This window comes from Dankookia sp. P2 (genome assembly GCF_050632255.1).
Taxonomy (GTDB): Bacteria; Pseudomonadota; Alphaproteobacteria; order Acetobacterales; family Acetobacteraceae; genus Paracraurococcus.
Map to the genome: position 1 here is coordinate 3382005 of NZ_CP192581.1, position 26994 is coordinate 3408998.

At 67.7% G+C, this 26994-nt stretch carries 23 protein-coding genes and 3 pseudogenes; 12 read left to right on the forward strand and 14 right to left on the reverse strand.

Annotated features, from left to right (window positions below):
• The first annotated feature begins 192 nt into the window (after positions 1-192).
• The 8 genes from ACQ86J_RS19990 to ACQ86J_RS20025 all read left to right on the forward strand — a co-directional run bounded on the left by ACQ86J_RS19990 (position 193) and on the right by ACQ86J_RS20025 (position 5733).
• Positions 193-1455, forward strand: coding sequence for a DUF3987 domain-containing protein (locus ACQ86J_RS19990; RefSeq protein WP_431272475.1), 1263 nt, complete (start codon positions 193-195; stop codon positions 1453-1455).
• A gap of 505 nt (positions 1456-1960) precedes the next feature.
• On the forward strand, positions 1961-2239 hold the full coding sequence (locus ACQ86J_RS19995) for an HNH endonuclease (RefSeq protein ID WP_431266889.1): 279 nt from the start codon (positions 1961-1963) through the stop codon (positions 2237-2239).
• A gap of 231 nt (positions 2240-2470) precedes the next feature.
• Positions 2471-2653: a ParB N-terminal domain-containing protein gene (locus tag ACQ86J_RS20000; protein WP_431272476.1), complete on the forward strand. Its 183-nt coding sequence runs from the start codon at positions 2471-2473 to the stop codon at positions 2651-2653.
• A gap of 464 nt (positions 2654-3117) precedes the next feature.
• Positions 3118-3609, forward strand: a complete 492-nt coding sequence (locus ACQ86J_RS20005) for a DNA-methyltransferase (RefSeq protein ID WP_431266890.1) — start codon at positions 3118-3120, stop codon at positions 3607-3609.
• Entirely contained in the window at positions 3609-4130 is a 522-nt protein-coding gene (locus ACQ86J_RS20010) for a P27 family phage terminase small subunit (protein ID WP_431266891.1), read from the forward strand. Before ACQ86J_RS20005 ends, ACQ86J_RS20010 begins: the two co-directional genes overlap by 1 nt.
• A gap of 257 nt (positions 4131-4387) precedes the next feature.
• Positions 4388-4732, forward strand: coding sequence for a terminase large subunit domain-containing protein (locus tag ACQ86J_RS20015; protein ID WP_431266892.1), 345 nt, complete (start codon positions 4388-4390; stop codon positions 4730-4732).
• Positions 4698-5129 (forward strand): terminase large subunit domain-containing protein, encoded by a 432-nt coding sequence (locus ACQ86J_RS20020; protein WP_431266893.1) that lies wholly within the window; start codon positions 4698-4700, stop codon positions 5127-5129. The genes ACQ86J_RS20015 and ACQ86J_RS20020 overlap by 35 nt, the downstream gene beginning before the upstream one ends.
• Complete coding sequence (locus ACQ86J_RS20025; protein ID WP_431266894.1) at positions 5053-5733, forward strand: terminase TerL endonuclease subunit; 681 nt, start codon at positions 5053-5055, stop codon at positions 5731-5733. Before ACQ86J_RS20020 ends, ACQ86J_RS20025 begins: the two co-directional genes overlap by 77 nt.
• A gap of 794 nt (positions 5734-6527) precedes the next feature.
• Here the strand turns inward: ACQ86J_RS20025 and ACQ86J_RS20030 are convergent.
• The 3 genes and pseudogenes from ACQ86J_RS20030 to ACQ86J_RS20040 all read right to left on the reverse strand — a co-directional run bounded on the left by ACQ86J_RS20030 (position 6528) and on the right by ACQ86J_RS20040 (position 8424).
• A complete protein-coding gene (locus tag ACQ86J_RS20030; protein ID WP_431266895.1) occupies positions 6528-6977 on the reverse strand; it encodes a hypothetical protein in 450 nt (149 codons plus the stop codon).
• Between the two features lie 445 nt (positions 6978-7422).
• Positions 7423-7608, reverse strand: a pseudogene (locus ACQ86J_RS20035) (recombinase family protein); the annotation flags it as partial.
• 9 nt (positions 7609-7617) lie between these two features.
• Positions 7618-8424: a DUF3489 domain-containing protein gene (locus tag ACQ86J_RS20040; protein ID WP_431266896.1), complete on the reverse strand. Its 807-nt coding sequence runs from the start codon at positions 8422-8424 to the stop codon at positions 7618-7620.
• 241 nt (positions 8425-8665) lie between these two features.
• Between ACQ86J_RS20040 and ACQ86J_RS20045 the strand changes: the two genes are divergently transcribed.
• Positions 8666-8863: a hypothetical protein gene (locus ACQ86J_RS20045; protein WP_431266897.1), complete on the forward strand. Its 198-nt coding sequence runs from the start codon at positions 8666-8668 to the stop codon at positions 8861-8863.
• Positions 8864-8920: 57 nt separating this feature from the next.
• Positions 8921-9241: a hypothetical protein gene (locus ACQ86J_RS20050; RefSeq protein WP_431266898.1), complete on the forward strand. Its 321-nt coding sequence runs from the start codon at positions 8921-8923 to the stop codon at positions 9239-9241.
• 157 nt (positions 9242-9398) lie between these two features.
• Here the strand turns inward: ACQ86J_RS20050 and ACQ86J_RS20055 are convergent, their stop codons facing one another.
• The 11 genes and pseudogenes from ACQ86J_RS20055 to ACQ86J_RS20105 form a co-directional block, all read right to left on the reverse strand.
• Positions 9399-10307, reverse strand: coding sequence for a 3'-5' exonuclease (locus ACQ86J_RS20055; protein WP_431266899.1), 909 nt, complete (start codon positions 10305-10307; stop codon positions 9399-9401).
• A gap of 73 nt (positions 10308-10380) precedes the next feature.
• Positions 10381-11535, reverse strand: a complete 1155-nt coding sequence (locus tag ACQ86J_RS20060; RefSeq protein WP_431266900.1) for a UvrD-helicase domain-containing protein — start codon at positions 11533-11535, stop codon at positions 10381-10383.
• Between the two features lie 911 nt (positions 11536-12446).
• On the reverse strand, positions 12447-15107 hold the full coding sequence (locus tag ACQ86J_RS20065) for a hypothetical protein (protein ID WP_431266901.1): 2661 nt from the start codon (positions 15105-15107) through the stop codon (positions 12447-12449).
• A gap of 1730 nt (positions 15108-16837) precedes the next feature.
• Positions 16838-18622: a DEAD/DEAH box helicase gene (locus ACQ86J_RS20070; protein ID WP_431266902.1), complete on the reverse strand. Its 1785-nt coding sequence runs from the start codon at positions 18620-18622 to the stop codon at positions 16838-16840.
• Between the two features lie 197 nt (positions 18623-18819).
• Positions 18820-20310 carry a UvrD-helicase domain-containing protein gene (locus ACQ86J_RS20075; RefSeq protein ID WP_431266903.1) on the reverse strand — a complete coding sequence of 497 codons (1491 nt, stop codon included), beginning with the start codon at positions 20308-20310 and terminating at the stop codon, positions 18820-18822.
• A gap of 380 nt (positions 20311-20690) precedes the next feature.
• A pseudogene (locus tag ACQ86J_RS20080) lies at positions 20691-21119 on the reverse strand (UvrD-helicase domain-containing protein); the annotation flags it as partial.
• Positions 21120-21681: 562 nt separating this feature from the next.
• Complete coding sequence (locus tag ACQ86J_RS20085; protein ID WP_431266904.1) at positions 21682-22164, reverse strand: hypothetical protein; 483 nt, start codon at positions 22162-22164, stop codon at positions 21682-21684.
• A gap of 82 nt (positions 22165-22246) precedes the next feature.
• Positions 22247-22714 carry a hypothetical protein gene (locus ACQ86J_RS20090; protein ID WP_431266905.1) on the reverse strand — a complete coding sequence of 156 codons (468 nt, stop codon included), beginning with the start codon at positions 22712-22714 and terminating at the stop codon, positions 22247-22249.
• A 59-nt stretch (positions 22715-22773) separates the two neighbouring features.
• Complete coding sequence (locus ACQ86J_RS20095; RefSeq protein ID WP_431266906.1) at positions 22774-23112, reverse strand: hypothetical protein; 339 nt, start codon at positions 23110-23112, stop codon at positions 22774-22776.
• Positions 23112-23888: a hypothetical protein gene (locus tag ACQ86J_RS20100; protein ID WP_431266907.1), complete on the reverse strand. Its 777-nt coding sequence runs from the start codon at positions 23886-23888 to the stop codon at positions 23112-23114. The genes ACQ86J_RS20095 and ACQ86J_RS20100 overlap by 1 nt, the downstream gene beginning before the upstream one ends.
• A complete protein-coding gene (locus ACQ86J_RS20105) occupies positions 23885-24415 on the reverse strand; it encodes a nuclease-related domain-containing protein (protein ID WP_431266908.1) in 531 nt (176 codons plus the stop codon). Before ACQ86J_RS20105 ends, ACQ86J_RS20100 begins: the two co-directional genes overlap by 4 nt.
• Positions 24416-25308: 893 nt before the next feature.
• Here ACQ86J_RS20105 and ACQ86J_RS20110 point away from each other — a divergent pair.
• Both ACQ86J_RS20110 and dbpB read left to right on the forward strand, forming a co-directional pair.
• Entirely contained in the window at positions 25309-25860 is a 552-nt protein-coding gene (locus ACQ86J_RS20110) for a hypothetical protein (RefSeq protein ID WP_431266909.1), read from the forward strand.
• Positions 25861-25962: 102 nt separating this feature from the next.
• Positions 25963-26951, forward strand: a pseudogene (dbpB, locus tag ACQ86J_RS20115) (DGQHR domain-containing protein DpdB).
• Positions 26952-26994 lie beyond the last annotated feature (43 nt).

Genomic DNA, 26994 nt, shown 5'->3' on the forward strand with positions numbered 1-26994 from the left:
GCGCATGGGCGTGGACCCCGTCGCGGTGGCGCTCTCCGCGCTGGTCAGCTGTGCCAGCATGGTGCACGAGGACTGGCGCATCCAGCCAAAGCGCCATGACGATACCTGGACCGAGGCGGCGCGGATTTGGGGCGCCATCGTCGGTGATCCATCCATCCTCAAGACCCCGTCATCGTTGCCTGCACCCGCCCCATCGAGCGGCTCAAGCTCGCCGCACGGGACCGGCACGCTGCTGCCGCACAGCGCCACAGGACGGAGATGGCGGCCTGGAAGGAGGCTGGCAGCGATCCCGCGGCCAAGCCCGTGCCGCCGCGCCTCGACCGCTACCTGGTCGAGGGCACCACGATCGAGGCGCTGTCCGAGGTGCTGCGCGACGACGAAGAGGCGCGCCACCGGGTGCCGACCGGCCGGGTGCTGGTGCGCCAGGACGAGATGAGCGAGTGGATCGCGGGGTTTGACCGGTACCGGTCAGGTGGTCGCGGCGGCGGCGATCGCGGTGCCTATCTCAGGCTCTACAATGGCGGCAGCTACGTGGTGGACCGGGTGGGCCGCGGCAGCTTCGCGGTGCCGAACTGGTCGGCCTGTGTGCTGGGCGGCATCCAGCCCGAGCCGATCCAGCGCATTGCTCGGGACGCTGCGGATGACGGCCTGCTGCAGCGGTTCCTCTACTGCGTCCCGGCCCGGCAGGGCATGGGACAGGATCGGCAGCCCGACCGGGCCGCCATCGCCCGCTACGAGGCGCTGATCGCCACCCTGGTGGCCTTGCGGCCGGAACAGGCGCAGCCCACGGAACCGGCTGCACGGCGGCGGGCTCTGGTGCTGGCCGAGGCAGCGCATCGCCACCGGGAGGAGGTGGAAGGCCTCGTCCGGGCCATGGCCGCACTGCCCGGCACCTCCAGTCGGCTCAAGGCCGCACTCGGCAAGTGGTCGGGCCTGTTCGCGCGCCTCGGCCTGCTGTTCCACCTGGTGGAGGCGGCTGCCGCGGTCGGGCTGGGCCAGCCGGTGCCAAGGCCGGGCGAGACGGTCACCGAGCAGACGGCACGGCGGGTGGCGGCTTTGCTCCGCGAGGTGCTGCTACCGCACCTGCTGCGGGCTGAGGCGATGATGTTCGCCTCGACCCGAGACAGGCCATGCACGCTGGATCGCAGGGTTCATCCTGTCGCGGGGCGAGGCGCGCATCACCCAGCGCGCGATGTCGTGCAGGCCTATGGACCGCTGCGGTCGCCTGAGAGCCGGCGCAAGCTGCTGGAGGTGATGGAGAGCCTGGTGTCGATGGCCTGGCTCCAGCCCGGAACCACGGAGCAATCCGGCGCGGCCGGCGGCGGGCTGGTCCGTCAACCCGGCCGTTCACACCACCTTTGCCGCGCGGGCCGCGGCGGAGCGCGCGCGGATCGACAGGTCGCCCGCGACGCGGTTGCCGCGACCCTGCGGCGCAAGACGGGGAGCATCGGGTGATGTTGCAGATGTTGCTGATCGTCTGGGAGCCGGAGATGCGCCTCGCGGTGCGGCGGCTCGCTCGGGCGCTTTCCGCCCTCCGTGGAGATGCAGGAAAGCCGCGGCTTTCAGGATGGTCGGCCATGTCGCGGCGCCCCGGCGCTGGAGCGGCCTGAGCGCAAATGTTGCAGATGTTGCTCGCGCGCGTGAGGATATTGAAGCGTTTCACCTCCCTCCCTCTCTTACCTTTCCATCTCTGCTCGTCCTGTACGCTCCGCGCGCATAGCAACATCTGCAACATCGAGCCATCGAACGTCCGCAACGCCGCGGGCGGATGGCCCGTCGGAGGTGGGCGAGAAGCACAGAAAAAAGCACCGGCATCGTAGTGCTGCGTATTCCTGAGTATTTGCGAGTATATTGTAATGGTCTGCGTAGATCGTGTATTATTCGTTGGTCGCTGGAAGTTCCGGCGCGGCGGAGTGTATCGAGGATGCCTGTTCACGTCGCGTCTACTGGGATGAAGGCCATGGCATCGCGCTCGCCGCAGCATCGTCCCGCTGGCTGGAAGCCGGCTCCGAAGTACGCCGATCCGCTGCACCGGCACTACCACACCAAGGCCTGGCAGCAGATCAGGCAGGCGGTGATCGCCCGCGACGGTGGCCGCTGCACCGTCTGCCGCGGGCCAGGCAATACGGTCGACCACATCCGCGAGGTGCGGGACGGCGGCACGGATGCGCTGAGCAATCTGCGCCTGATGTGCGGTCCCTGTCACAACCGCCGCCATGGCGGGCGGGGTGGCCGATGACGCCGGTCCTGACCCCCGGGGGAAGAGGAAGTATACCGGCATACTGCCTACGACCGAGCCTCCCTGATTTTTTGCGAATGCAGATTGACCCGAAATGCTGGAGCGTGACGCCGTGACCGAGACGCTCTGGCCGGCCGACTATGTCGAGCGCTGGCCTGTGGTGCGCCTGACCCCTTACGCCCGCAACGCGCCGCACCCACTCCGACGCGCAGGCGTCGCAGATCAGCCTCCATCCGCGAGTGGGGCTGGACCGCGCCGGTGCTGGTCGACCAGGACGGCATCATCATCGCCGGCCATGGTCGTGTGCTCGCTGCCCAGCGCCTCGGCATCACCGAGGTGCCGGTCGTCGTCGCCCGCGGCTGGTCGAGGCCAAGCGCCGCGCCTATGTGCTGGCCGACAACAAGCTGGCGCTGAACGCCGGCTGGGACGAGAGCGCTGCTGCGGGCCGAACTAGCCGACCTGCAGGGGCTCGGCGCCAACCTAGCGCTGACCGGGTTCAGCGGCGACAAGCTGCTCGCCCTGCTGGCCGACGAGAACCCTGGCCTGACCGACCCGGATGCCGTGCCGGAGCCGCCCGCCACCCCAGTGTCACAGCCCGGCGACCTCTGGCTGCTCGGCCGTCATCGGCTGGTCTGCGGCGATGCGACGGAGGCCAGCGTGGTCGAGCGCGTGCTCGCCGGGGTGCAGCCGCACCTGATGGTCACCGATCCGCCTTATGGCGTGGAGTATGACCCGGCCTGGCGCAACCGCGCGGGGCTCAGCACGACACGCCGGACCGGCGCCGTCGAGAACGACCACCGGGCCGACTGGCGCGAGGCCTGGGCGCTGTTCCCGGGCGAGGTGGCCTATGTCTGGCACGGCGCCCTTCCGCGACGACCGTGGCCGAGAGCCTGGTGTCCTGCGGCTTCGACATCCGCGCCCAGATCGTCTGGGCCAAGGACCGCCTGGTGCTCGGCCGTGGGCACTACCACTGGCAGCACGAGCCCTGCTGGTACGCCGTCCGCGGCACCGGGCATTGGACCGGCGATCGCAAGCAGACCACGCTCTGGCAGATAGCCAGCAAGGGCCAGGACGCCGAGACCGTCCACGGTACCCAAAAGCCGGTCGAGTGCATGCGCCGGCCGATCGAGAACAACTCCAGCCCCGGCCAGGCGGTCTACGAGCCCTTCAGCGGCTCGGGCACCACGATCATCGCCGCCGAGATGGCGGGCCGCGCCTGCCACGCGGTCGAGCTCTCGCCGGCCTACGTCGACGTGGCCGTGCAGCGCTGGCAGGCCTTCAGCGGCCAGCAGGCGGTGCTAGAGGCGGGTGGGGCCAGCTTCGAGGCGGTGACTGCCCAGCGCAGTGCTGACCGGCAGGAGGCCGCCTGATGGCACAGCGCGGGCAGAAGCCCATCCCCACTGCCCTGCATACCCTGCGCGGCACCTACAGCACCACCCGGCACGGCCGCGACCGCGCCGGCGAGCCCGTCCCCGAGGGCGACCTCGCCGCCGAGGCGCCGGAGTGGATGACCGACGGCCAGCGCGAGTGCTGGACCCACGCCATGGCGCATGCCCCGGCCGGCCTGCTCAAGAGCATCGATCGCGCCATGCTGGCAGTCTGGGTCGAGGCCGAGGACCGGCACCGCACCGCGATGATCCAGCAGGCCAGGCTTGATGCCGGCTCGTCGCTGCCGCTGCTCACCAAGGGCCGCGACGGCCAGCCGATCGCCTCGCCCTACCTCCGCATCACCCGCCAGGCCGCCGAGACCATGCTGCGCGCCGCGGCCGAGCTTGGCTTCTCGCCGGCTGCCCGCCCGCGTCTGGCAGCAGGACCAGCGCAGGCCCGGCCAGAGGACGAGCCCTGGATGCGCCTCCGGGTCCTGCAGGGTGGCCGGGATGCTGCCGGCTGAGCCCTGCCCCGGTGTCGCCGAGGCCCGCGCCTATGCCCGCGCCGTCGCCACCGGCGAGGTCGTGGCGGGGCAGCATGTCCGCCTGGCCTGCACGCGCTTCCTCGATGATCTGGCAGCGGCCGAGGCCGGCGAGGGGCTCTGGGCGTTCCGGGCGGACCTCGCCGAGGCGGCCATGCTGTTCGCCGGCTTGTTGCCGAACATCAAGGGACCCGAGGCTGGCCAGCCGCTCCGGCTCATGCCCTGGCAGCGGTTGGTCTTTGCCCAACCTCTTCGGCTTCGTCGAGCGCGGCACCACCACCCGCCGGTTCCGCCAAGGGGTGATCTACGTGCCCCGCGGCAACGGCAAGACCACCATCGCGGCGCCGATCGCGCTCTATCTGACCTTCGTCGACGGCGAGGGCGGGGCGGAGGGTTATGCCGCCGCGGTCACCCGTGACCAGGCCCGCATCCTGTTCGACGCCGCCCAGCAGATGGTCCGCCGCTCGGCCGGACTGCGGGACCATTTCGGCGTCCAGGCCGGCGCCAATGCCATCTACCAGGAAAGCACCGCCTCGCGCTTCGTGCCGGTTGAGCTCCGATGCCAAGGCGCTCGACGGGCTTAACGTCCAGGTCGCCGTCTGCGACGAGATCGCCTCGCACAAGACCTCCGAGGTCTATGACGTGCTGCTCACCGCCATGGGCAAGCGGCGCCACCCGCTGCTGCTCTCGATCAGCACGGCGACCGGCAACTCACACAGTGGCGTCGGCCGCCAGCTCTGGGACTACGCTGCCCGGGTGCTCGACGGCACGCAGCAGGACGACCGCCTGTTCGCCCTAATCTATGCCGCCGACCCGGAGGACGACTCCTGGGACGAGGCGACCTGGATCAAGGCCAACCCGAGCTGGGGCCAGGCGGTGCAGCCGGGAGGCGATCCGCGCCATCATGCGGCAGGCCCGCAACAACGCGGCGCAGGAGACTGCGGCCAAGACCCGCCACCTGAACATCTGGGTCGGCGCTGACGAGGCGCTGTTCTCGACCCGCGCCTGGCACGGGGCGCGTAACCCGGAGCTTGACCTGGAGCAGTTCCGCGGCAGGCCGTGCCATCTCGGCCTCGATCTCGCCAGCCGCACCGACCTTGCGGCGCTGAGCCTGGTGTTCCCGAGCCTCGACCCGGCCACGGGCAAGACCACTTATGCCGCCTTTGCCCGCTGCTACCTGAACGAGGAGGCGGTGCTGGAGGCGCGGAACGCCTCCTATCCAGGCTGGGCAGCCGGCGGCCATCTCGTGGTCACCCCGGGCAACGAGACCGATTTCGGCGTGATCGAGGACGACATCCTCGACCTCTGCCGGCGCTTTCGCGTGGTCAGCATCGGCTACGACCCCTGGCAGTCGACCAGCTCGCCCAGCGTCTGCGGGGCGAGGGCGTCGAGATGGTGGAGTTCCGGGCGACGACGGCGAACTTCTCGCCGGCAATCCTCGAACCTCGACGCGGCGATGCGGGCCGGGCGGCTCGAGCACGACGGCAATCCCGTGCTCGAGTGGTGCATCGGCAATGTGGTGGGCAGAGGCCGACCGGCGCGGCAACCTCTACCCGACCAAGGCCCGGCCGGAGCAGAAGATTGACGCGGCCGTCGCGCTGATGATGGCGGTCGGACGGGCGATGGAGACGCCGGAGCAGACCACCAGCATCTTTGACCGGGCCGACTTGTGGGCCGGAGTTGGCGAGCCCGTAGGCCAAGCGGTGGTGCCATTTACCACCCACCAACGACCGTTGATCGGTGGTGAACGGGGACTCGCGTCTCGCCTCACTCGGGACGTCGTTCGACTTCCCGGGCTTCCTGCGCCGGCCGCTTACGTGGGCTGAGACGCTATGTCCGGCCTCGGTCCCTGCCATGGATCGAATCGGGCGAGATCAAGCTCGGCGCTACTCCCGGTGCGCTCATACGAAGGCTCAGCCCGCGCCTGAAATAAGGCTCCAGCGGCTCGTGCATCGGGACGCGGACGTAGTCGGTTTCGAACCGCGTCGGGCTTACGATGTGGTGCCCATCCTGCACGTGGGGCCTGAGCACGGTTCCGGCTGCCTTTCCACGTGACACGACGTAATGCAGGCCTGAGACGTGTGGCAAGGCGTCGCCGAGACCGCCCTTTTCGTCGCGCCGGTCCTCTTGCGTCGCGTGCGGGAACGCCCCCATCGCTTGGGCGAGGTGCCGTCGGGACGGAGGCCGTGGCGGGCAACCCTGCCGCAGGCGACTGCGGAGTCTCGCACCGTCCGATGCCACGACGGCGGCCGCCAGCCTGCCTGAGAGCATCCGTCGCCAGCCACATCCGCGCGGAAGCGTCGATGAGCCACTCGACACGGTGCCGCACCGGATCCTTGGGATCGAGATCTGCCGGAGACCTTTCCCCGAGGTAAACGCTTACTTGGCTTCCTGAAGAGCTTGGAGGGATGCGCGAGGCGCGCCGAGAACCTGCTCCTTGCGCACGAGGCTGCGCGCGGCGCACCAGTCGAGCGCGTCGAGCGGTGTCGGCCCCAGGGCCACGTAGAACGCGTCGCGCGGAATGCGCGCGAGCGTCGGCACGAAGTCCTCCTCGAAGCAGCGTCGAAGCGCGCGCGTCCGGAGGATCTCGTCGAACGAACCGCCGAACATCTTCCCTGCTTTGAATGCCGCATGCGGCACCACCGATGTCGATTGCAACAGGCCGGCGCGCGATCCCCAAAGCTCGCCCTCGTCTTCGATGCCCAGGATCTCGGCCATGCCGAAGTGGCGGAGCATGCGGAGCAGGTTTGGGCGCATTGCCTCCCCGCCGAAGGCAGCGGCAGACTTCACCCCGCGCAGCACCTCGGCGTCGCTTGCGCCGAGCGCCAAGAGTCTCCTGCGCTTCCGCGTAGGCCAGCTTTAGCTGGTTCACGCCCGAGGTAATGCCCACAACCACGATCCGCGCCGTATCGTTCACATGCTCGAATGGGGTGTAGAATAGCTCGCAGGTTCTCTCCTGAGCGATCCTGGTTTCCGGTCGCAGGACGGCGTCAGCCCTTTGTCGAGCAGAAGCCGCCGTAAGCTCTCGAACCTTGTCGAGTTCATCTGACACCAGAAAAGATTTCGCAGGCGGAGTTTTCTCCTGGCACCGATGCCGCGTCAAGCGGCGGGTATAGGGAGGTGGAGAGCGCTTCGCACCGGTCCGTGCAGGTCGACCAGCAGCCGCGCTTCGAGCCTCGCTGTTGGACCGCAGGATCATGCGACCGCGGCGTGCGGCCACCAGTACCGCATTAAGCAGTCGGCAGCGGGCCATTGCTGCCCGAAAGTCCGGCCGGCGGTCGTCCTTGCCGCTGGCGAGGTCCGAATGCTCGGCGACCAGCGTCCATCTCTGGAAGGCGAAGGCCCGAACGCTGGCCTGCTGCGCCTCCAGCCCGAGGCCGCTGTGGCCCTGCTCGGCGGTGGAAACCCGGAGGTACCCGACCGCCAGCCGGGCGGCGCCGTGGGGCAGCGCCGTCCGCATCAGACCGCCTCAGCGATGCGGTAGACGGTGTAGCTGCCCTTGGCGCCTTCCTTGCCGGGGCCGACTTGGCGGACCCGCTCGGCGGCTCTCGACCGCGAGGCCCTGACGCTTCTTGAGGCCGGCGAAGAAGCCGCGGACCGTGTGGGCCTGCCAGCCGGTGGCCTCCACGATCTGGGCGACGGTGGTGCCCTCGGGCCGGCGCAGCATTGCGAGCACCTGCTGCTGCTTGGTGCCCTCGCGCGGCTTGCGCGGGCCAGCAAGGCGGGGTGCCGAGGCGGGCTTGACCAGGATGGCGCGGAGAGCGGCGATGGCGTCAGGTAGGCCCGCGCGCTCGTCGGCCTCGTCGTCCCAGGCGGCGAGGACCCGGTGGGCAGCATCGCGCAGGCTGGGCCGCACCAGGGCCGCCGTGGAAGGCGCATGTGCGGCCTTGGTGCCGGTGGGTGGCACCAGCGCCTCCGGAGCCGCAGGTGCCGTCAGCAGGGTGCTACCGGGCTCCTGGGCCGCGTCGGCGGGGACCGCGCAGGTGACCTCAGCTTGGTCGGCGCCCTCGACTGCGGTGGTGACCAGTATGGCGCCGATGGCGGTCAGCCCGGCCTCGGTGGCGCGAACCGCGGTCCAGGCGCCATCCTGCTTGCGCCAGCCGAGGCCGATGTACTCCATCGGCGCTGCGCATTCCTCGACGTAGCCCTGCTTGAGCAGGTTGTTCAGCACCGCCCGGGCGGCGGCGATGGGCAGCTTGTCGGGCGGCGCGACCAGCAGCAGTGGGTGCTGCGCGGCCTCGGCGAGGATGCGGCGGGCGGTGTCGGAGAGGGCCATCTCGGGGCTCCTGGGTGCGGCACCCGACCAGCCGGGTGCTACTGCCCAAAGCCCCGCCGAGCAGCCGGTCGGGGCGGCGCGCCGGCGTTGGCCGTGGCGCGTGACCGACCATTCGCTCTGTTCCCGGCTGAGGTGAAGCGGAAAGTGCGGAGGGTCGGTATCTGGCGCGCTTTGGCCGAAAGTGCCGGGAAGCCGAAACAGCAGCCGCAGACATGCCACTGTCGTGCAAGGTAGGATAGGGTTGACCATCACCGCCGCCGCGACCGAGGCGGCGCTCGGCGATTATGCGCGGGCGAGCTTCTCGTTGGACCTGCAGGGCATCGTGCTGACGGCCCGGGTATCGGCCGCTAACACGGTCAGCGTGCGGTTCCAGAACGGAACCGCGGCGGCGCTGGACCTCGCCAGCGGCACGCTCAAGGTCCAGGGGGAGAAGGTATAGGCCGGCATCGTCGGTTTCGACGGACAGATCGCGCTTGAGGCGCTGCGGCTCTATGGCTTGCCGGAAGACGCGCCGGCAATCTTCTACGACTTCCCATCGCTGCCGGCCGGGTCCCGGCAAATCGCGGCGGAAACCACTTGGGATCTGCCGAGCGTCGGGCCCGGCGCTACGGCGAACGTCGACGTCACGGTGCACGGCGCGTGGCGGGGCGACTTTGCCGACGCGTCGCTCGACACCAGCAGCATTGCCTTCGTGCTCGACTGCCATGTCCGGTCGAACGACAAGGTCCGCGTCACGGCGCGGAACGTCAGCGCCTCGATGGCGGACCTCGCCGCGGTGCCGCTATCGGTGAACGTATTGAAGAGGCGCGTGTCCTGACCTCTCCATACTCGCGAATGTATCGACAGCTTCAAAGGGATTGGTCGACCCCAGTGACCGCGAGCACGGCACCTGAGTAGCGACCGACAGCCGACCCGCTTCACTGGGCAGGAGGAGTGCTAGGCTGACATTGCTGTACCGACCACCCGCGCGAAGCTCACGAAGCAAGTGGCGCGGTCACCTCGGAAAGCCACTCCTGCTCCAAATAGCTGCTTGGTTCTCCGGTCCAGGTGACGAGGAGAAGATCTCGCGCTCGGGTCAATGCGACGTACAGCAGTTGCCTTTCCGAAGCCTCTGCTAAAGCGGTGTCGCGAGCACTTGTAGTCGCGGTGAGCACAGAGGGAAGCGGAATCAGGTCACGTCCACAACCGATAACCGCGACAGCCCTAAACTCGAGACCCTTCGCCGCGTGTATTGTCCCGAGCATGACGGCATGGCCGTCGGGCTCGCGCTCATCCTTCAACTCGGCCCACTTCGTGCCGGCAAGCCGCGCCGCCTTAGCGCCCACGCGTTCAACCATCGTACTGGTGCGCGCAAAAATCGCGATCTGCGCAGCCGGGATTCCATCGTCAAAGCATGCACGGATCCAATCCGCGACAACTTCCGTTTCCTTAGCGGCAGAAGCGCATCGCACCAGTCTGGGCTTCGGGCCCGCGCGGACCGCGACAGCGTCGCGTGACAGGTCTTCTTGGCCTTCGGAGACAGGTGGCAGGACCACGCGGTCGGCCAGGCTAAGTATCTGCTGTGTAGAGCGATAACTTACGCGTAGTCTGGAGGCTCGGCCGCGGATATCGAGACCCGCTGCGAACCAAGAAAAGGGACGCCGATAGATGCGCTGCCCGATGTCCGCCGCCAAAGTGATGTCGTCGTCGCCTGGCGCGACGAGGGTGCGAAGGAACAGCAATCGGGCTGGACTCAGGTCCTGCGCCTCATCTGCAACGACGTGAGAGTAGGGCCGATCGGACCGGCTTTGGAGAAGCGTCGCGACAGCGCGCGCGACACTGGCCCATGTCCGCAGCTTCTGACGAGCGAGTCCGGCGATCGCCTCCGCGAAGACCGGCCACACCCGACTACGCGCCGAAGGTGGTAAGGCAAGCCCTCGGCCCTCCCTTTGAGTTCGGAGATAAGCGTCCTCGCTCTCAATGCCCCACGCATCGATTACCGTTTCCCACTCCGCCCAGAGAAAGCCCGGATCTTTTAGCTCCAGTTTCGCTTCGCGAGGCTGCACGATCAAGTAGCGGCTGGATGTGGCTACGGCCGGCGATGTTGACGGGTCCGAGGCGCAGCCGAGCGAAGTCCATAAGGCGCCGATCCAAGTGAGCAACTTCGATGCGGCCGCGCGCAGCCGCATCGCCACGAAGAAGCCGGTCAAGTTGCTGCGCCAACCTTACGGACAACGTCTTCGAATAGCTCGTCAGCAGAATTCGTGCTTCGGGATTGCGCCGAGCCAAGAACGCGGCGCGGTGCACTGCGACGACGCTCTTCCCCGTCCCGGCCGCACCAGACACCAGGCTTGGCCCTCGGTGCCTCGTCTCCACGGCGGCGCGCTGACTAGGGTGAAGGAACACCTGCCAGGCATCCCAGTCACCCGCCAAGACCCGGTCCAGCGCGGCGTCATCCGAAAGTAGCATGAAGCGGCGCTTGCTGTCCGGGTGCCTCAGCGGATCCACTAAGTCAGGAATGGTCGCGCTTGCGCTCACCGCAGGCCGACGCCCATTGGCCAGATCGACCAGACGCTCCCACGCCTCGTCAGGGAGCAGTCCAATCAGTCCGTCGAGGTCCGCTACGGCGGCGAGCGACTTCACCTGCCCGACCCACTCCTCCGGCACACCAAGGCCCAGGAGATATTCGTCATCCTCGCCTGAGAACGGTGGTTCCTGTGCGGGCCGATCCGTCGGTGCCTTGGGCTCAGCAACGGCGGTCGCTGCCTCAGTCCGCTGAGGGGGAGTTACTACTGTCTCCGGTGCGACATAACGCTGAGCCGAACCAGTGCGAGGGTTTACTCGTAAGCGGTTCCGATCTGCCCACGCGTAGGCATCGTCGTGGCGGTCGACCCACGCGAACACAATCGTCGCCTCGATGCGCGTCCAGATAAGGCGGAGGTCGCGGTCGACACGAGCACTGTGCCAGCCGTTCTGACGCGCGACGCCGCTCAGCGCCTCAGCGTTGAAGCCGGACGCATCGGGTGTGGCAGCGAACTCGGCAGTCTTCCGCAGTACGAGCTTCTTTGCCTCATTCGGCAATGACTGCACGCGCTCGAGAAAGCTGTCCGCAAAGGCGAAGCTTGTCAGCATCGCGTACCTATCCGCTCGCGCTCAAAGCTTCAGCGTGATCGCGTGGGCGAGCGGCGAGCGGCGCAGGGCCTCCAACTCGTTCTCGCTCAATGTGCTGAGACGCAACTCTCCGCCCGCCAGTCTTTCGACTAGTGTGCCAGGACTCGGTGCTCCAGACAGAGCGCGAGCCAGGTAGTCCTGCGCAACCTTCTGCTGAGCGAGGAAGTTGGACGCCGTTCCCGGGTCCAAGAACATGCTGTCCTTTGCTGCATTGATCCGACTGACGATTACCCTGATCGCGTCCGCCTTCGGCTTGTTTGCCTCCGGTCCCCGCGCGATCGCGTCGAGTAACGTGCGCAGCGGTGTCGTGAGGTCGCGTGCCAGCCTGTCGCATACACCGCGCCAGTGCGCGTCTACGGCCTTGCTGAGACGTTCTGCCTGGTTCGGCAGTGTCCGACCATGACCCTCCGCAAAGGAGGCGAGCGCGCGAGATCTGGACCTTCGGCAGTTCGTCCAAGCCGTCCTGCAGGTCCTCCCACACCGCTCCGGGTTCGAACATCGGAAGCCCCAACGCGGCCAAACCGGTCTGGATAGATCGCAGGCGCTGCGAGACCGCTCCCAACCGATCCGCCAAGGCTTCCAACTGCTTGGTCGCCCTGTCCGCCAGCTCTTCCTGCTGGCGCCTCTCAGCAGCCTTTGGGAGGTCCTCGAGCCAGGTCTCGAGTGCTCCGAGATCGATGTTCGGAAGCTCGGCTTCCGCTTGAGCGCCGCTCATTGTAGGGCCGCCTCTATCTCCTTGACATGCTGTTGGACGGCATCAGCTGCCTTTCGCGCTCTGGCGGTGGTCTCGGCCGCCACGGAAGGTCCCGCGTCCGCCACCGCTTGGCGGCGACGTTGGTCGAGGCGCAAGAGCAAGTCGACCGCTGCGGTCGTCAGGGCTGCAACGGGCTCAACCTCATCGAAGGGCAGCGTAGCCATTGCGTCCAGCCGCTGGGCCAATTCACCTCCCGAGCCGCGTCGCCGAAGGCCTTCGCCATCGTTCGAGCGTGTTCCGCTGTCCAGGCCTCGACGTCGATCTGTGCCATGACGGCTTTCAACTTTGCCTCGCGAAGCTTGTTCACGAGCGGCGTGAGTGTGCTCCCGCCGACGGTGAGGATGCTTGGGCCACCCGAGAGCCGCTCGGCCACAGCCACGAGATCTCGCGGGCCCACCACCGCTGGAAAGCCCCGGGGGAGCAGTTGCCCAGCCAAGCGCTCCGCCGCGGCCTTCGCCTCCATGCGTAGAGCCGGCAGCTTCTCGCCCACGGCGGATTGCAGCTGCGCCGCCTCGGCCAAGTCCTTAGTACGCGATCCCGCCATCTGCACGAAGCGGAGGCTGAGCGGTGCTTCGGACGGCTCGAGCTCCGTCAGGAAGCGCTTGAGGGGCGTTATCAGGCGCGGAATTGCCAAGAAAGGCGCGTCGCCTGGGGCGAGGTCGAGCCAACTCCGTGCCAGCTTGCGGAGCGTCTCACGCTTGTCCTGCAAGCTGCGTGCGACCGAATGCCAGGCCGGAAGAGTGCGATGCGGCCTGTCGGGCGCGCGGTCCGTTGGCGCGAAGGCAGCGTGCAGCAGCTGCGGTAGTCCGTCACCCAGCGCAGCGCGGCGCGAAAGAAGGGCATCGAGGATCAAGAGCTGCAGGGCGCAGAGGGCCGGGTCCCAAGGTTCGCCTGCCGCCGTGGGGATGAGCCCCCTGACCTGCTGTGCGGCTTCTGGCCCGCGGCGCTCGAGGAAGCGGAAGAACGCGCGCGCCTGCGCCCCGTCCTCATCAGCGCGGCCGCTCTGGATCTCAGCAGCCGCTGACAGGGCGTCGTGCACGTCCTCAGCCCGCGGCAGCTTGTACGCGTGCGGCAGGACCTCGCCCATCTGGCCATCGACCGCGACGGCGGCTTCGGGGAACAGCCGAGAGTCAGCGTCGGGCAAGCCGAACGACTTCCACGGCGTTCCGGCTGAGAGGAGCTTGTGCGCAGCTTCGCGCCAGCGGTCTTGGCCCTGAAGTGGCTGGCCCTGGCGAAACCAAGCCTTGAGCCACCCGAGATGTGTGTTGAGTTGGCTGACCGTCGCTGGGACGGTCTTCTGCACTTCTTCCTGCACTACCTTGGGCGGAGTCAACGACTCGGTGTCGGGCGGTGTCACCTTCGGTGCTTGAACTTGCCCGTGCCCGGCACCGGTCGCGACGCCGGAGTCTCCCTCCGCGCCTGCGCTTGAGGGTGACGTGACCGGGCTTGTCGCCGTTTGCGCGGGTACAGGCAGCCCGAAATGGAAGTACACGGTTCGCGGCAGCGCGCCCGTGTCGAGGCGTCCATCTCCCCACCACCTTGCCAGTGCCGCCAGTTCTTCGGAAGCGTCAGGTGCCAATGACTCGGCAGTACGCTCGGTGACGAGCCGCAGTTCGGGCGAATGCATCGGCTCCTGGCGCCTCAGGAGAGCGCCCAGCGCGGCCGGACCTCGCTCGGCGTCCTCGTTCAGCAGCGCGCCGAGCAGCCACTTGAAGGTCCGCGGCGTCCGCTGCGCCTCCCCCGCCACGACAGGGTCGCGAAGGGCCGCAAAGGCGGCCTTCAGCATGCGCGCGTTGAACGGGTAAAGACCGTAGCCGGCGTCACCCCAGGTCCCAAAGTCGCGGTGGCAGTCCTCCTGGGCCGGGCACGTGGCGCATGCGGAGGGAGCGGCGCCATGCGGAGCGGCGGCAAAGTCGCGGTCATCGGCGAAGCGCACAGCATTCAGGTACCGCGCGGCGAAACCCGCCGGGTCGCTCTCGAGGCTGGCGCCGCCGCCGATCGATATAACGTGCGTCATCCGCTGCCGAGCTGCGCCCTGACCGGTGAACTCGTTCTCGAAGTACTGAGTGGTCAGGCCCACGATGGCCAGGAGAGGAGCCATGCTGGGCTCGGACGCATTCCTCTCGCTGAGCACTGCCTCGACCAGGCCGCGATCGATGCCAGTGAACGCCGAGACGTCCTCAATCATAAGGACGATCCGCCGTTCGGTCCCGCGCGCAAATACCCGGCGCCGGAGTTCCCGCAGCGCCTCCGGAAGTCGCTGCGGTCCAATTGCCACACTCTGCTCGGTCGCGGCGGCCAGAGCCGTGTTGAGGGCCGCGAGGGCGGCGTCAACCGCCGCCTCGTCCTTGAGAAGGTTCCGCAGCCGCGTAATGATCCCGGTAACGCCGGTACACGCGGCCTCGAGGGTTTCGAGTTCGGCGCGGGTGAACCTCGGAACGTCCTCCGCGAGCTTGCCCTTGCCTCCGACCAGCTTGTCCACGATCAACTCAATGGGTCCGCCTGGGCGGGTGAGCGCCTTCCTGACGGCAGGATTGTCGAAGATCACCCACAGTTCGTGCGGCTTTGCGGCGCGGATCGACTTCGGGCTGTCGACGCGCGCATCGGGATCCAACCACAGTACCAAAGCCTGCAGGAGCGTCAGTTCCACGCCCTTGCGCTTTAAGCCCGCTCCGGCAGCAGACAAGCCGGCCACCAGGTCGCGGTCTTCTCCAAGGCTTTCCACCAGGCGCTCCAGTGTCGCCTTCAACGTGCCGTCCTCGCGACTGATGAACAGCACGTGGTCGTTCGGACGCGCTGCGGCCCAGCGGACTGAGAGCCAGCGGATGAGATGGGATTTTGCCCGATCCGGGCGGTCCTTTCAGGAACGCCGCTAGGCGTCCGTCGGTGGCGGACAGCAGGCGGTAGAGCCCGTCATCATCCACCAGTTGCTTCTGTCCGGACACTTCCACGGTCAACCCACCGATAGGCGAATGCACGGCGAGGAAGTCGGCCGGGGTTGAGGTGTAGGCGCCGAAATCCCCAAGCAAGCTCTGCACCCGCCGAGGGGCCCAGCATCGGGCCTCGGGCCACGCGGCCCGTTCGTTAGGACGCTGCATGGCGGCGGATCTCCGTGATCCCGGCCTTGTCGGAGGCTCTGGTTGGGTCGTAATGCAGGCGAAGGGACGTCGGACTGTCTGTCGCCTCGACGATCTCGATCAAGCCGTCGTCTCGCAGCAATCTGAGTGCCTCCGAGACGGCTGGACCGAAGCCCGACTCTGTCCGAAGGGACGCGGGCAACGCCGCGGCAACAGCCCCGCCGTCGATCAACGGGTAAGCCTTGGAGAGGTGCGAGGCGAATCCCGGGCGGCCATCGTTCCTCCGGGGGAATCTCGCGCACGATGAAGTCCAACAGCAGGCGCCGCGGGTAGGCGACGAACCGCATCCCGCGCTGGCCGGAAAGGCTGTAGAGCCGACCAAGTCCGAGCCACTCGGCCCATCGGAGTCCGGCGCGAACCTTTTCCTCGTTTACGCGGCGGTCTTGCTCGGCGCCCGGGACCGCCGCCTCAAACCGCTCGGCTAGGTCAGCCGGGCTAGCCGCGAGCGTCTGCGCCTGGCCAGACCGCCCAGTCAGTGCCAGCAGCCAAGCAAGCAGTAAGCAGAAGCGGTAGTGATCTTGGCGGGGCGCGCTCGCCGAGAGGACGATTGTTTGCAGCGCTCCTCGAAGACGAGCCACCGGGTCCTCGGCGAGAGCTTCTGCGAGGTGCCAACGGCCATCACTGTCGGCCACGATGCCAAGCGTCCGGGCGGTTTCGAGGCAGTTGCGCAGAATACCCCCGCGCTCACCAAGATCCGCTCCAGGCGAGAGCAGGCCGGCTAACTCCCGCTCCTCAGCCGCCCCCCACGCTGCGAGGGTGCCGACCAACGCTTCGATGCGCGATGGCCAGGAGGGAAGTGGGTTGAAAAATTTCGAAGGCCATGGCGTCCGGTGTCCTAGATGCCCCACTCTTGGGCGAGCGTTTCCGCTTCCAGGCGGCAAGTGGTTGGAACTTCATGCGCGCTGGGCGGCCGCCGTGCTCAGGAAATGAGAGTTCGAGCGGCACGGCCAGGACAAGCGGGGCATCCGGATTACGACCTGTCGCCGCTGCGAGGGCGTCCTGCAGCGCGTCGGGACCGTCGCCCGGCTGCAGCACGGCCGCAGTTGCTGACCGCTGGCAGCCGCCAGCCTGCGCGCGCCGCCTCGTCGCGGCTGATCATCAAGCCGGCCGCGCTCGGGAGTCGCCGCATACCGGCGGCGAGGGCCAGGAGCATGTCCGCCGGCGCGACCGCGAAGGAGCAGCCCAGACGTGCCAGTAACGTGCCTAGTCGCTCGGCTCCAGCGCGCTTCTCAGACCATGCTGCCGGATACAGGACCAGGGCCGTCGCGGAACTCCCGAGCGCCCGGCTAAGGTGCCGGTCGGGAGGCGGCAGACCCCAGGCCGCTCCATCCCAAACAGATGCCGAAGGCTCGGGGGCGTGGCGCCATCGGGTTCAGTCCGGGCCGCCCGACAGGCCGCGCACCGGCCGCAAGGCGCCGCCGAGGGAATGTCGTAGAGTTCGCCCAGGCGCTCGGCCATACACTCCCGCCGACTCGGCTCCAGCGTCCGGCGCATCGCGGCGAGGCTTTCGGCGTTCCTGCTCCTGCTCCGCCAGTCGCTGTGTATCAACCGCTTGTTCGAGCGCGGTCCGGTCACCTGGCCATCTCCAAACGATATCGGCCATGTCCTGCCTGGTGTCGATCCCAGTGACGCGGAGGGCGCCGGCGCGCTCGAACAGCAGAAGTGTGGCGAGGTTCCACCCTACCGTGCCCTCCGACCGCCGCTCCTCGGCCTGGCTCCCCGCGTAGGCGGGCCGGCACCTGAGGTCGAGCGTCGTGATCTCGCCCGGGGCTGGATCTCTGCTATGCGACATCGCGCTCCAGCGCGCCAGCGCCTTGTCGGTCGTGATGACGTTGATGAACGCGTTCCGCCGAGCCAAATCTCGGTCGTCGGGGGTCCAGAGGACGCATGAGAGAGTGGCGTGACCGTCACGGCCACCGCGCCCGGCCTCCTGATAAAAGCGGTCGAGACCTTCAGGCATGGTGGCATGCACCACGGCCCGAACGTCAGGCTTGTCGACACCAAGGCCGAATGCGGAGGTGGCCACCACGAGATCAAGTTCGTCGGCGCGCCATTCGTCCACGATGCGCGCCCGCTGGTCGCCCCGCGTCTCGCCGGTAAAGAGGGCGACGCGCCGAAGGCCGAGGGGCCCCGCCCTCAGGGCGTCGTACAAGGCCTCCGCATCCTCTACGCTGGTGGTGTAGGCAATGGCGGGGCGCGGAAGGTGCCGTAAGACGTGGACCGCCTCCCGCAATCTCTCGTCGCGGTCTTCGTACCGGTGCGTCACCCAGTCGGGCTCCGCGCGCAAGGCGCGAGCATCCACCCGCAGGAACGGAGTCTGATGCGGGGCGAACAGGTCGCGGAGGATGTCCGCCGTCTGAGGTGTGACTGTTGCCGAGAGTAGCACCGTGGGAAACGGTTCAGGTGCGGCCGCGAGCAGGCGCTCGCGTTGCTCCTTGACCTGCTGAAACGCAGGTCGGAAGCGGCCGCCCCAGCCGGCCACGAGGTGTGCCTCGTCCACGACAAGCGCGGCGAGCCCCTGCTCCCGGACGCAGGAGAGGACGGCATCGGCCAGCGGCCCACGGACTAGGCGCTCCGGTGCTGTGAAGAGCAATGAGACCGAACCGCGGCGGACCCTGTCGAGCAGGTCCGCGCGCGACGCCGCGTCCTGGTCGTCACCGGCGAGATATGCGACGCGCTGCCGCGCTCCCATCCGTTCAAAGTGTGGCAGCGCGGCTCGGTGCTGATCGATGGCGAGGGCAACTGTCGGAACGACGCAGAGCACAAGGCGAGCACGGCCCCTGCGAAGCGGTTCGAGTGCAAGCAGTTGCGTCACCAGGCTCTTGCCGGCCCCGGTCGGCAGTGTTGCAAGCAGCACTCCGGCCGGGGGTGCGGTGAGCGCTGCGTGGACCGCCTGCTTCTGTGCAGCGGAGGCGTATGCCGCATGATCCGTGCACGAGAGGAGCGGCACGTCTGGCGGTGCGGGACGTTGCGTCCGCCGCATCTCCGGTCGCGCATCGAACAACCGCGGGTCCTCGCGCCCGATGGTGAAAGGAAGTGCGCGGACCGCGTCCGAAACTTCGGCGAGGTCGAACGCGTCAAGGCGCGCTGGCAGGCAGGCGCGAAGTTCGGGATGCAAGCGCCAGGCCGACGCGGGGCCGAGCGTCCGGATCAGCATGCGAAGCAGGACCGCCCGGTCCGCCCGTGAGGGGGCATGCGCCACGCCGTCGGGCGTCCAGAGGACGCGGAGGCAGCGCGCCACGAGGCGCCAAAGGAACACGTCCTCCTGGCCCGCAGCCGGCGGCAACTCGAGCGGTTGGCGGGGACCGCCGGCGAGCGCTGCCGCCGTGACAGAGAATGGGGTCGGACGCACGCTCACGCGAACTCTGCAAAGCCCGGGCCGAGAGCCTGCAGCGCCGGCCGCGCGAACAGGACGGCGTCCTGCCAAGTCCTGGGCGTCCTCCCGCCACGCCCATCTTCACCGAGGAACAGGACGTGGTTCTGGGCGCGGGTCACCGCGACGTAGAGAAGTCGCATATGCTGCTCGATGGCCAGGCGCTCGGCGGCCTGATAGGCCGCACTAAAGTCGGGGGACATAGTGCTGGGCAAGTTCTCATCGGCGCACACCTCGACCTCGAGGCGGCCGTCCGGACGGAGAAGCAGGTCGCGACGGGGCGGCGGAGTGCCGACCGAGAGGAAAGGAAGCGCCACGACGGGGAACTCAAGACCTTTCGCGCGATGCACGGTCATGCACCGGATGAACGGTGGGCGGCCTTTCTCGGTGGCGGGCGCCTCGGTGCGCCGGTCCGCTAGGATCTCCCGGTCGAGGTTCTCGAGGAACATATCGAGCGTCAGCACCTCCGCGTCGCGTGCGAGGCCGCGCGCAAAGTCTCGGAGATGATCGAGCGAGGCGAGGGCCTCCTCGCCGTATGCTTCGCGCACGCGCCGAGGCAGATCGAGTGCGCGGTAGAGCGCGCCGAGTAGTGCCGCTACGGTGACCCGCGGAAGATCGCGGCGAAGCGCCTGCAGCGCTGTAACAGGCCCACTGCCGCCGCCGAGCCGCTCGCGCTCGAGCAGCCAGCCAATCATGACCCGCCGTCGTGATGCATCGTCGAGCAGCGGCGCGGTGAGTGCCTGGCGCTCCGCACGGGCGAGCGGGATTTCAGGGAACAGCGGCGTCGCCATCGCCTCCAGTAGCGCGCCGTCGTCCCATGCGCGGAGCAGCACCAGGATGCGGCGGACGGCTACCGCCGCCTTGCGCCGAAAGAGGTTGTCGCCTCGGTCCGCTTGGGCCGTCTGGTTGACCCTCCTCAGCGCTTCTGCCATCGCGTCCGCCTGCGCGTTGGTGCGGGTTAGGACGGCGATGTCGCCGGGCTCGACGGCAACCTCTGCGCCACCCGCCCGCCGAAGGTGCAGCATCTGGCCGACGAATCGCGCCACAGCTCGAGCCGCCTCAGCCTCGTCGCCGACCGCGACGTAGCGCATCGGGGCGATCCGATCTCCGGCAATGAGTGCCCCGCCCGCCTGCAGCGGCTCATCGATGTCAGGAAATGGTCCTCGTAGCGCGTTGAACAGGGCGTTCTGGGCTGCGAGTAGGCGTCGCGTTGGCCGGCGCGCGCCGGTTAGAGGCAGTGGGTCGGCACCGGTGAAATCCTTTGCCAGTCCCTTGAGCAACGTGTGCTGCGCGCCGCGAAAGCCGTAGATGGATTGCTTGGCGTCGCCGACCACGACAAGTCGACCGAGCCGCGGTGCCAGGGCGCGCAGGATTGAGTCCTGCACGCGGTCCGTGTCTTGGAACTCGTCCACAAAGAGGTAGGGGTGTCGCTGAGCGACAGCGTCTCGGAATGCGGCGTTCTCAATTGCCAAGCGGAACTCAGCGAGCAGGCCGTCGGGATCCAGCCGCTGCTCGGCCTCGCAGAGGTTCTCTGGTAGAGCCCGTCCATCTGGACGAGGAACTCAGTGAAAGCCACGCGCCACGCCTTACCCGAGTCTGCAGGGGCGCACGTCGACGTTTCGCGTAGCACCTCCGTCAGGTCGCCGCCCGACTGACGGATCATCTCGAACGCATCGAAGGCAAGGCGGCGGAACTCGTGCGGCCGCCACCCCCGGTCCATGGGCAACAGACAATGCGTCGGGTTCGACGCGACATGTTCCGCAATCGCTTGCTGGAATGCCTTGTCGCGTAGGTCACTCGTCGCCCCGGTGCGGGCGCCACGCGCCATTGGGTTTGCATAGGCGACTTGCCGCGCCAGCGCCCGGCAGTAGCCGTGGATCGTGCCGATGAACGCGGCGCTTAGGCGCTCTTCTTGGTCCTGCCAGAACAACACATCCGACCCGGCCTGCTTAGCGACCTGCACCAATGCCCCTTGCAGCCGGCCGCGCAGTTCGTTGGCGGCTTTGTTGGTGAAAGTGATGAGCGCAAACTCGTCGATAGCCACCGGTACACCTTGCAGGCGCCCTGCTTGCAGGATGCCGAGGACGCACGCGATGGTGGTGTGCGTCTTGCCCGTGCCCGCCCCGGCCGCCGCGACGGTGACGAAAGGCCCGCCGCCTACTGACACGCCAAGCGGCGGCCGGAGAACGCTGCGAACGATCGCGGCCTGCTCGCCCTGAGGCTCGTCGAAGCCGGCTGGCATGAGGGGGGCGGCATGGAGGGGGGACGTCGCGGCGCTCATTTGGGTTCCAGCCCCAGGCAGCGTGGTTTTACCGGACAATAACTGCAATACGGGCCAGGCCTCCGCGGTGCTTCCGTGGCCTCGATGTGCTGGACGGCCAATGACGGATCGTCGGCGGGGGGCGTCCCTCGTAGGACCCAGTTGTTCCAAGCCTCAAAGCGTCGCGCCGCAAGATATAGCGGATGGAGGGTGGACGAAGGATCCCTGCCGCCACCGTTGATCCAGGCGCCATCGCGGTCGGCCGTGAACAGCGTGTACCGAGGAGTTGGTCCCCTCGCCTCGGCGCCACCATGCACGGTCACGCGGCGCCCACCTTGCAAGGCGAGTTGCGCTTGGTCAGTCAGCGGTGGACCGAAGCTCCAGTCGTAGTTGCCGCGCCTGCCGCAGATCCACTCTAGCTGGCCGTCCACCTCGCGTGAGATCCCCTGCCACTCGAATTCAGATAGGCCGGCAAAGCGTGCCCGCACCTCCGGCCCGACCTCGTCCTTAGCCTCTCGCAAGCGGGCGGGCAGTGTGGGGCCACGCTGAGGCCGGCCGCCGGTTGCCTCACTTAGGCGACGTATCACTGTCGCAGTCCAGTCAGCACGCGCGAGCCATCCGAGCTGCCAGGCATCGGTGAAGCGCCGTGTGCGGGGCTCGATCGCCTCAGCCGCCAGCGGTGCTCGCAGAGGGAGGCAATGGAGAGTTCCTCGACGCTGTAACGCTCGCGAGCCACCGGGGCACGCGGCGGGCGGGCGATCACACGGGAAGGCTCTGGGAGCTGCAGCGGATCCAAGACCTGGGTCGCTGGGCAGAGCGCAGCAATGCGCCGCAGGAAAGGAGAATCCCGGCAGGGCCCATCGCCATCAGCTTGCGGCCGCAGCAGAATGAGGCGCCGGCGGGCAGCGCGGGTGACCGCCAGGAAGCGGTAGCGCTGACGGGAGATCCACTCTGCGGCCGGTTCCTGCGCGCGGGGCCAGCGATCGAGCGAGCCTCCAGGCAGCTGCATATCGTCGAGGCCAAGCGCGACAACGATGTCATACGCCACGCCGTCGACCTGCTCCAAGCCTACCACCCGCAACCCGTCCCGGCTGACGAGTGGCTCCTCCTCGTCGGGCTCCTCAGGTTCGCCAAGGCCCCGTAGGACCTCACCGAATCTCCTGCGCGGCGACGTCCAGTGCGCCAGTCTGCTCCATCTCCGCCAATGCCGCGCGGATCTGCCGCATCACCTCGCGGACGTCAGCGTCCAGGCGTGTGACGTCCAGACGGTCGAGTTCGCTCAGCAGGCGGCGGGCATGTTCGCCTACGGTGCCGCTTTGGCCCGTGAAGAGCCGCCGCCGTAGTTCGATGACCGTACTGAAAGCCAGTTGCAGCGCCTCTGCGTCATCCTGTGCCACGAAGTTGCTGGGCAGACGGCGTTGCGTCGGCGGCACGGTCGCTCCACGCCCGCCGCCTGCGAGGCTGCGAAGCGCCGAGAGGCCTGCGCGCCATTCGACCTCCGTGCGGCACCTATCCAGGAGCTGCGCAGCCACTGACGGGAAGAGTTCTGCGCACGCTGCTGCCCGCGGGCCGAGCCATCCCGAGGCGATGAGATCGCGGAACTGACCCGCCGTCATGTCGAGTGAGCCGCCCTGACCAACGGCATACAGGTTAATTATGAATCGTCCGATGGGTGTCAGGAGCAGGTTTCGCGGCTGCGGCGCGAATAGCCGCGCTGCCTCCGGCTGAAGACTGTCTTCTTCGCGCAGCAGCGCCTCATATAGCACTGGATCACTTGCCACGACGGCGACATGCCAGCGCAGGTCGAATCCTTCGATCGCAACCGGCGAAGATAGCGGATTGCGTATTCGGCCTCGGCGATCCGGGTTGGCAGCGCGCGGATTACGACCGTACGCTCTACCGCAGGCGGCGCGGCAGGTGCCGCTCCGCGGAAAATGTGACGTTGCGCGTGCTCAAGCGAGGTTCCGGCCTGTGCCAGCATGTCTGTTTCCAGATGCCGATTGAGCCGGGGCATTATCCACTCGTGCTCGGCCTCGACGGCAGCAAATCCTCGATGCGGACCTCCACCCCCGGGACGACAATGGCAAGCTTTGTGCCTGCGGCGATACAGCGCCGGATGAACGCGCGCTGCAGAGGGGTAAGGCGCGTAAAGCCTTCCATGACCGCGACGGGCGGCGGCTCGAAAGCCTCTTCCAGCCACCGAAGAGCGGCTGCCTCAAACGGCAAGCGGCCGTGACGAGCTGCTGTCGCCTCGGCCCGGGCCCGATCATGCAGTCCGCCCAGCAAAGCCGCCACGCTCGGGTCGACGTACCTTCCCGGCGGAAGGAGGGCGCCGCTCTCACGGCCCTCCTCGTCGAGTTCGACGAGTGCGTCGAACCAGGACGCGGCATCGCGACGAAGTTTCCGGCGCATGTCGTCTCCGCCCCACGGCGGGTTATCGAGAGCGCGAAGCAGGCAAACCCGCTGATCGAGGCGCGACAGCCAACGATGCCCCGTAGCTTCCATCGCCGCCTTGATCGCCGGCCCGAACTGCAGGCGCTGCGTGCTGGTCGCGGATCGGGAGCTGCGAAACTGCTCGAGCGCGGACGTTGCCGTCAGATACAGGACGCCTTCGGGCGGCCCGACATCCAGTTCGCGGGCCAGTTCTTCGTTGGTCGGTGGTCGCCCGCTATGAAGTGAGCCGGATGACAGAGGGATGGCCGCCGGGCCGAGGCGGCGTAGAGGAGGTTGCCGTCGACGAACTCGAAACCTCGCGCGCCATCGCCGCGGCAGAGTTCCCGAGAATGTCACCGAGTGCCTCCGCCAAGGAAGGCGGGGCCCGGGTAGCCCCTACGCGCGCGGCCAAGAAGATCCGGAGGCTCCGCGGTTCGACATCGTCCGCGAACAGGACCGCACCGCCCTGGTCTGGAAAGCCTCGGGCTCGCCAGGCGGCGGCAGGCAGGAACGGCAAGGCCACACGCCAGTCGATCCAAGCGCGCCACCCCGCGCCCGGCGAGCACCTCCTTCAAGCTCAGCGCGTATCCGCGGGCCTGCGTCCGAGGCCGCTCTTCAGAGGCCGGCCAGTGCGGTACCATCGTCCAGACATCACCGTCGATAGATACGATATCGTCTGCCGTGCAGCCTTTCACCTCGATCACGACAATACGGCCGCCCCGGAGCACGAGGACAAAGTCCGGTTCCTGGATCGGGACGCCATCGGGCCGCGGGAGGGAGAACCGGAAGTATCCGACCCCGTCGCAGGCCGCGTCGTTCAAAGCCGCCGCCACGCGCCGCTCGGCGGCCGTGGCATCAGGCGTCAGTTGCGATGACGAAATCACGCCGCCAGTGACCGTGAACGGCTAGGGACGGGGCCTCTTTCATCCGCCAATGGCGCTGGCCAGGCTGGCCACCCACAGCCGAGCGCCTCCGTAGCGGCCAAACACACTTCGTCGTAACAATCCAATCCGCGCCCGCGGCCACGAAGTGATCCCCCCAGTTGCGACGCACGCACCACGTTCGTGAGACGGCCAGATACTATCGCGATCATCATCTAGGCGTATAGTCCGCAGGTGCTGGCAGACCGCCGGTTTCCGCTGAATCAGCCCTGATGGAGCCATAGGCGTTACGAACCATCTCGATCTGGAACCGGGCGGCGTGGACTGCGGTATCTGCCGCCCCCACTCAAGCGCCGCTGATGCGCCGGGAAACTGCAGGGCGTTCGTGCGGCGCGGGCGCAAAAACTGCGCCGCATAGACTTCTCTGTTGCCTGCAGTTATGCCTTTAAGGCATTCCGCTCTAGGCGGAAAATGCGCCCGATCTGCGAGGGGAAGGGCCGTACGGAGTGCCGACATGAATCACTTGGTCCTGGCGCCATGCAGTCGGCGGAAGCGACTGCCCCCAGAACCGGGACTTCGCGCGGCTTGCCTTGAGTCAGGCTCCTTACTCAATCTGGCTACAGCATGGGCCGAAAGGGTCCGCGGCGCGGCAAGCAGGGTGTCTGCCGGGGAACTCTACATGGGCCGGGGCCTCGTTGAGGCCCGCCGGGCGGCGGCCGCGGTCGGGGCAGACCTTCGAATCGTCTCTGCCGGCCTCGGCCTGGTAGATTCCCGCGCCGCGGTTCCCGCATACAGCCTGACGGTCGTGGGCGGGGATCCCGACTCCATAGTCCACAAGGTGCAAAGTGGCTTCGCGCCAGGCGACTGGTGGCGAGCTTCTGCAAGGTGCGCTCGACATGCAAGAGAGTGCCCTCACAGATCTGCTTTCGAGCCGGAGCGGATTGGCCATCCTCGCTCTGCCGAGCACCTACCTAGAGCTTCTCACCGACGAACTCTGCGCAATGCCGGACGACGTCTTGTCGCGCGTGCGGATTGTCGGCCCGCCACGCGGGTCGGTGCCTGCGGAACTCACCCATCTGTGGATGCCATACGATCTGCGCTTTGATGGCGAAGGAAGTCCGGATCCCGGAACGCGCGGCGATTTCGCGCAGCGCGCCGCAAGGCATTTTGCCGAGGAAGTCGTGCGCCGGGTTCCCTATGCGACGCCGGCCGACCACGCCAACATGGTGGAGCGGTGTCTTGAGCCTCTCTCGCCTTCCGGTCATCCCCGGCGCCTAGTCGGCACCGACGCCGAACTCATTGCCGTCATCCGCGAACTGCTGCCGAAATCCGGAGGGCGTTCCGGCGAGACTTTGCGTCTGCTGCGGCGTCATGCCGGCCGAGCGTGCGAGCAGGGCCGCTTCAGGCGCCTGTTTGCGGCGGCGACACAGGGAGAGTTGGTGCGATGACGCGCAGGCCGAAGTTTGAGCCGGTGGTCGTGCGGGCGGTGCGGACGCGTCAAGCGCACCGGTGTCGACGTCTTTGCGTTCTTCCTTCCTGGCCCGACGGTCCTGCAGGTAGCCGACATTGCCCGGGTTCACCGCGACGATGACGGCGAAGCCCTCCACGGATTCCAGCGGCCCGAGATCCGCAGCCATGTGAAGCAGATTGCCGACTTTCTCGATCACGGCCCTGTCCTCTTTCCCAACGCCATCATCCTGGCGCTTGCGCCGGAAATCGAGTTCCGCAGTTCACGTGGGCCAGCGCCCGAAGGTCTGATCGAGGTCGCGCAATCGGGCACGCTGACGATCCCAGTTCGGCCGAGGGTAAGCGGGCGGCGTGGATCGTCGACGGACAACAGCGATCTCTTGCGCTTGCCCGAACGAAGAACCGCGACATCGTGGTGCCGGTTATTGGTTTCGTGTCTGCTGACATCGAGACCCACCGAGAGCAGTTCATCCTCGTGAACAAGCGCCGCGCCCTGCCGGCGCGCCTCATCAATGAACTTTTGCCCGAGACCTCCGCCTTCTTGCCACGAGATCTTTCGGTACGCCGGATCCCAAGTGAGTTGGTGAACTGGCTGAATCGCCGGCCAGGCTCGCCGTTCCGCGACCTAGTGCGCCGCATCTCCGACGGGGACGAAGCGAAGGGGGTCGTGGTCGACAGCGCCCTGATCACGGTCATCAAGGGAAGCCTGAATTCGCCTCTTGGCGTGTTGTCGCCGCACAAGGTTGGCGCGGGCGGCGCACCCGACCTCGAAGCGATGTACCAGCAGTTGGTGGTCTTCTGGGGCGCCGCGAAGGAGGCGTTCCCCGACGCATGGGGCCTCCCACCTACTCGCAGTCGACTGATGCATTCTGCCGGTATCCAGGCCATGGGATACCTGATGGACAGGCTGCTCGCGCGCACGCAAGGCGCAGCGGACCAGTCAAAGGCAGTCGCGGCCGCGCTGCGTGCCATACGGCCTCGTTGCGCCTGGACGGAGGGCGCTTGGGAGGGACCTCGGACTCGCCTGGGACGAGGTGCAAAGCGTTCCGCGCCACATTCGTGGACTGGCTGATCTCCTGATCCGCCTCGACTACGAATCCAGTCGGGGCGCGGCG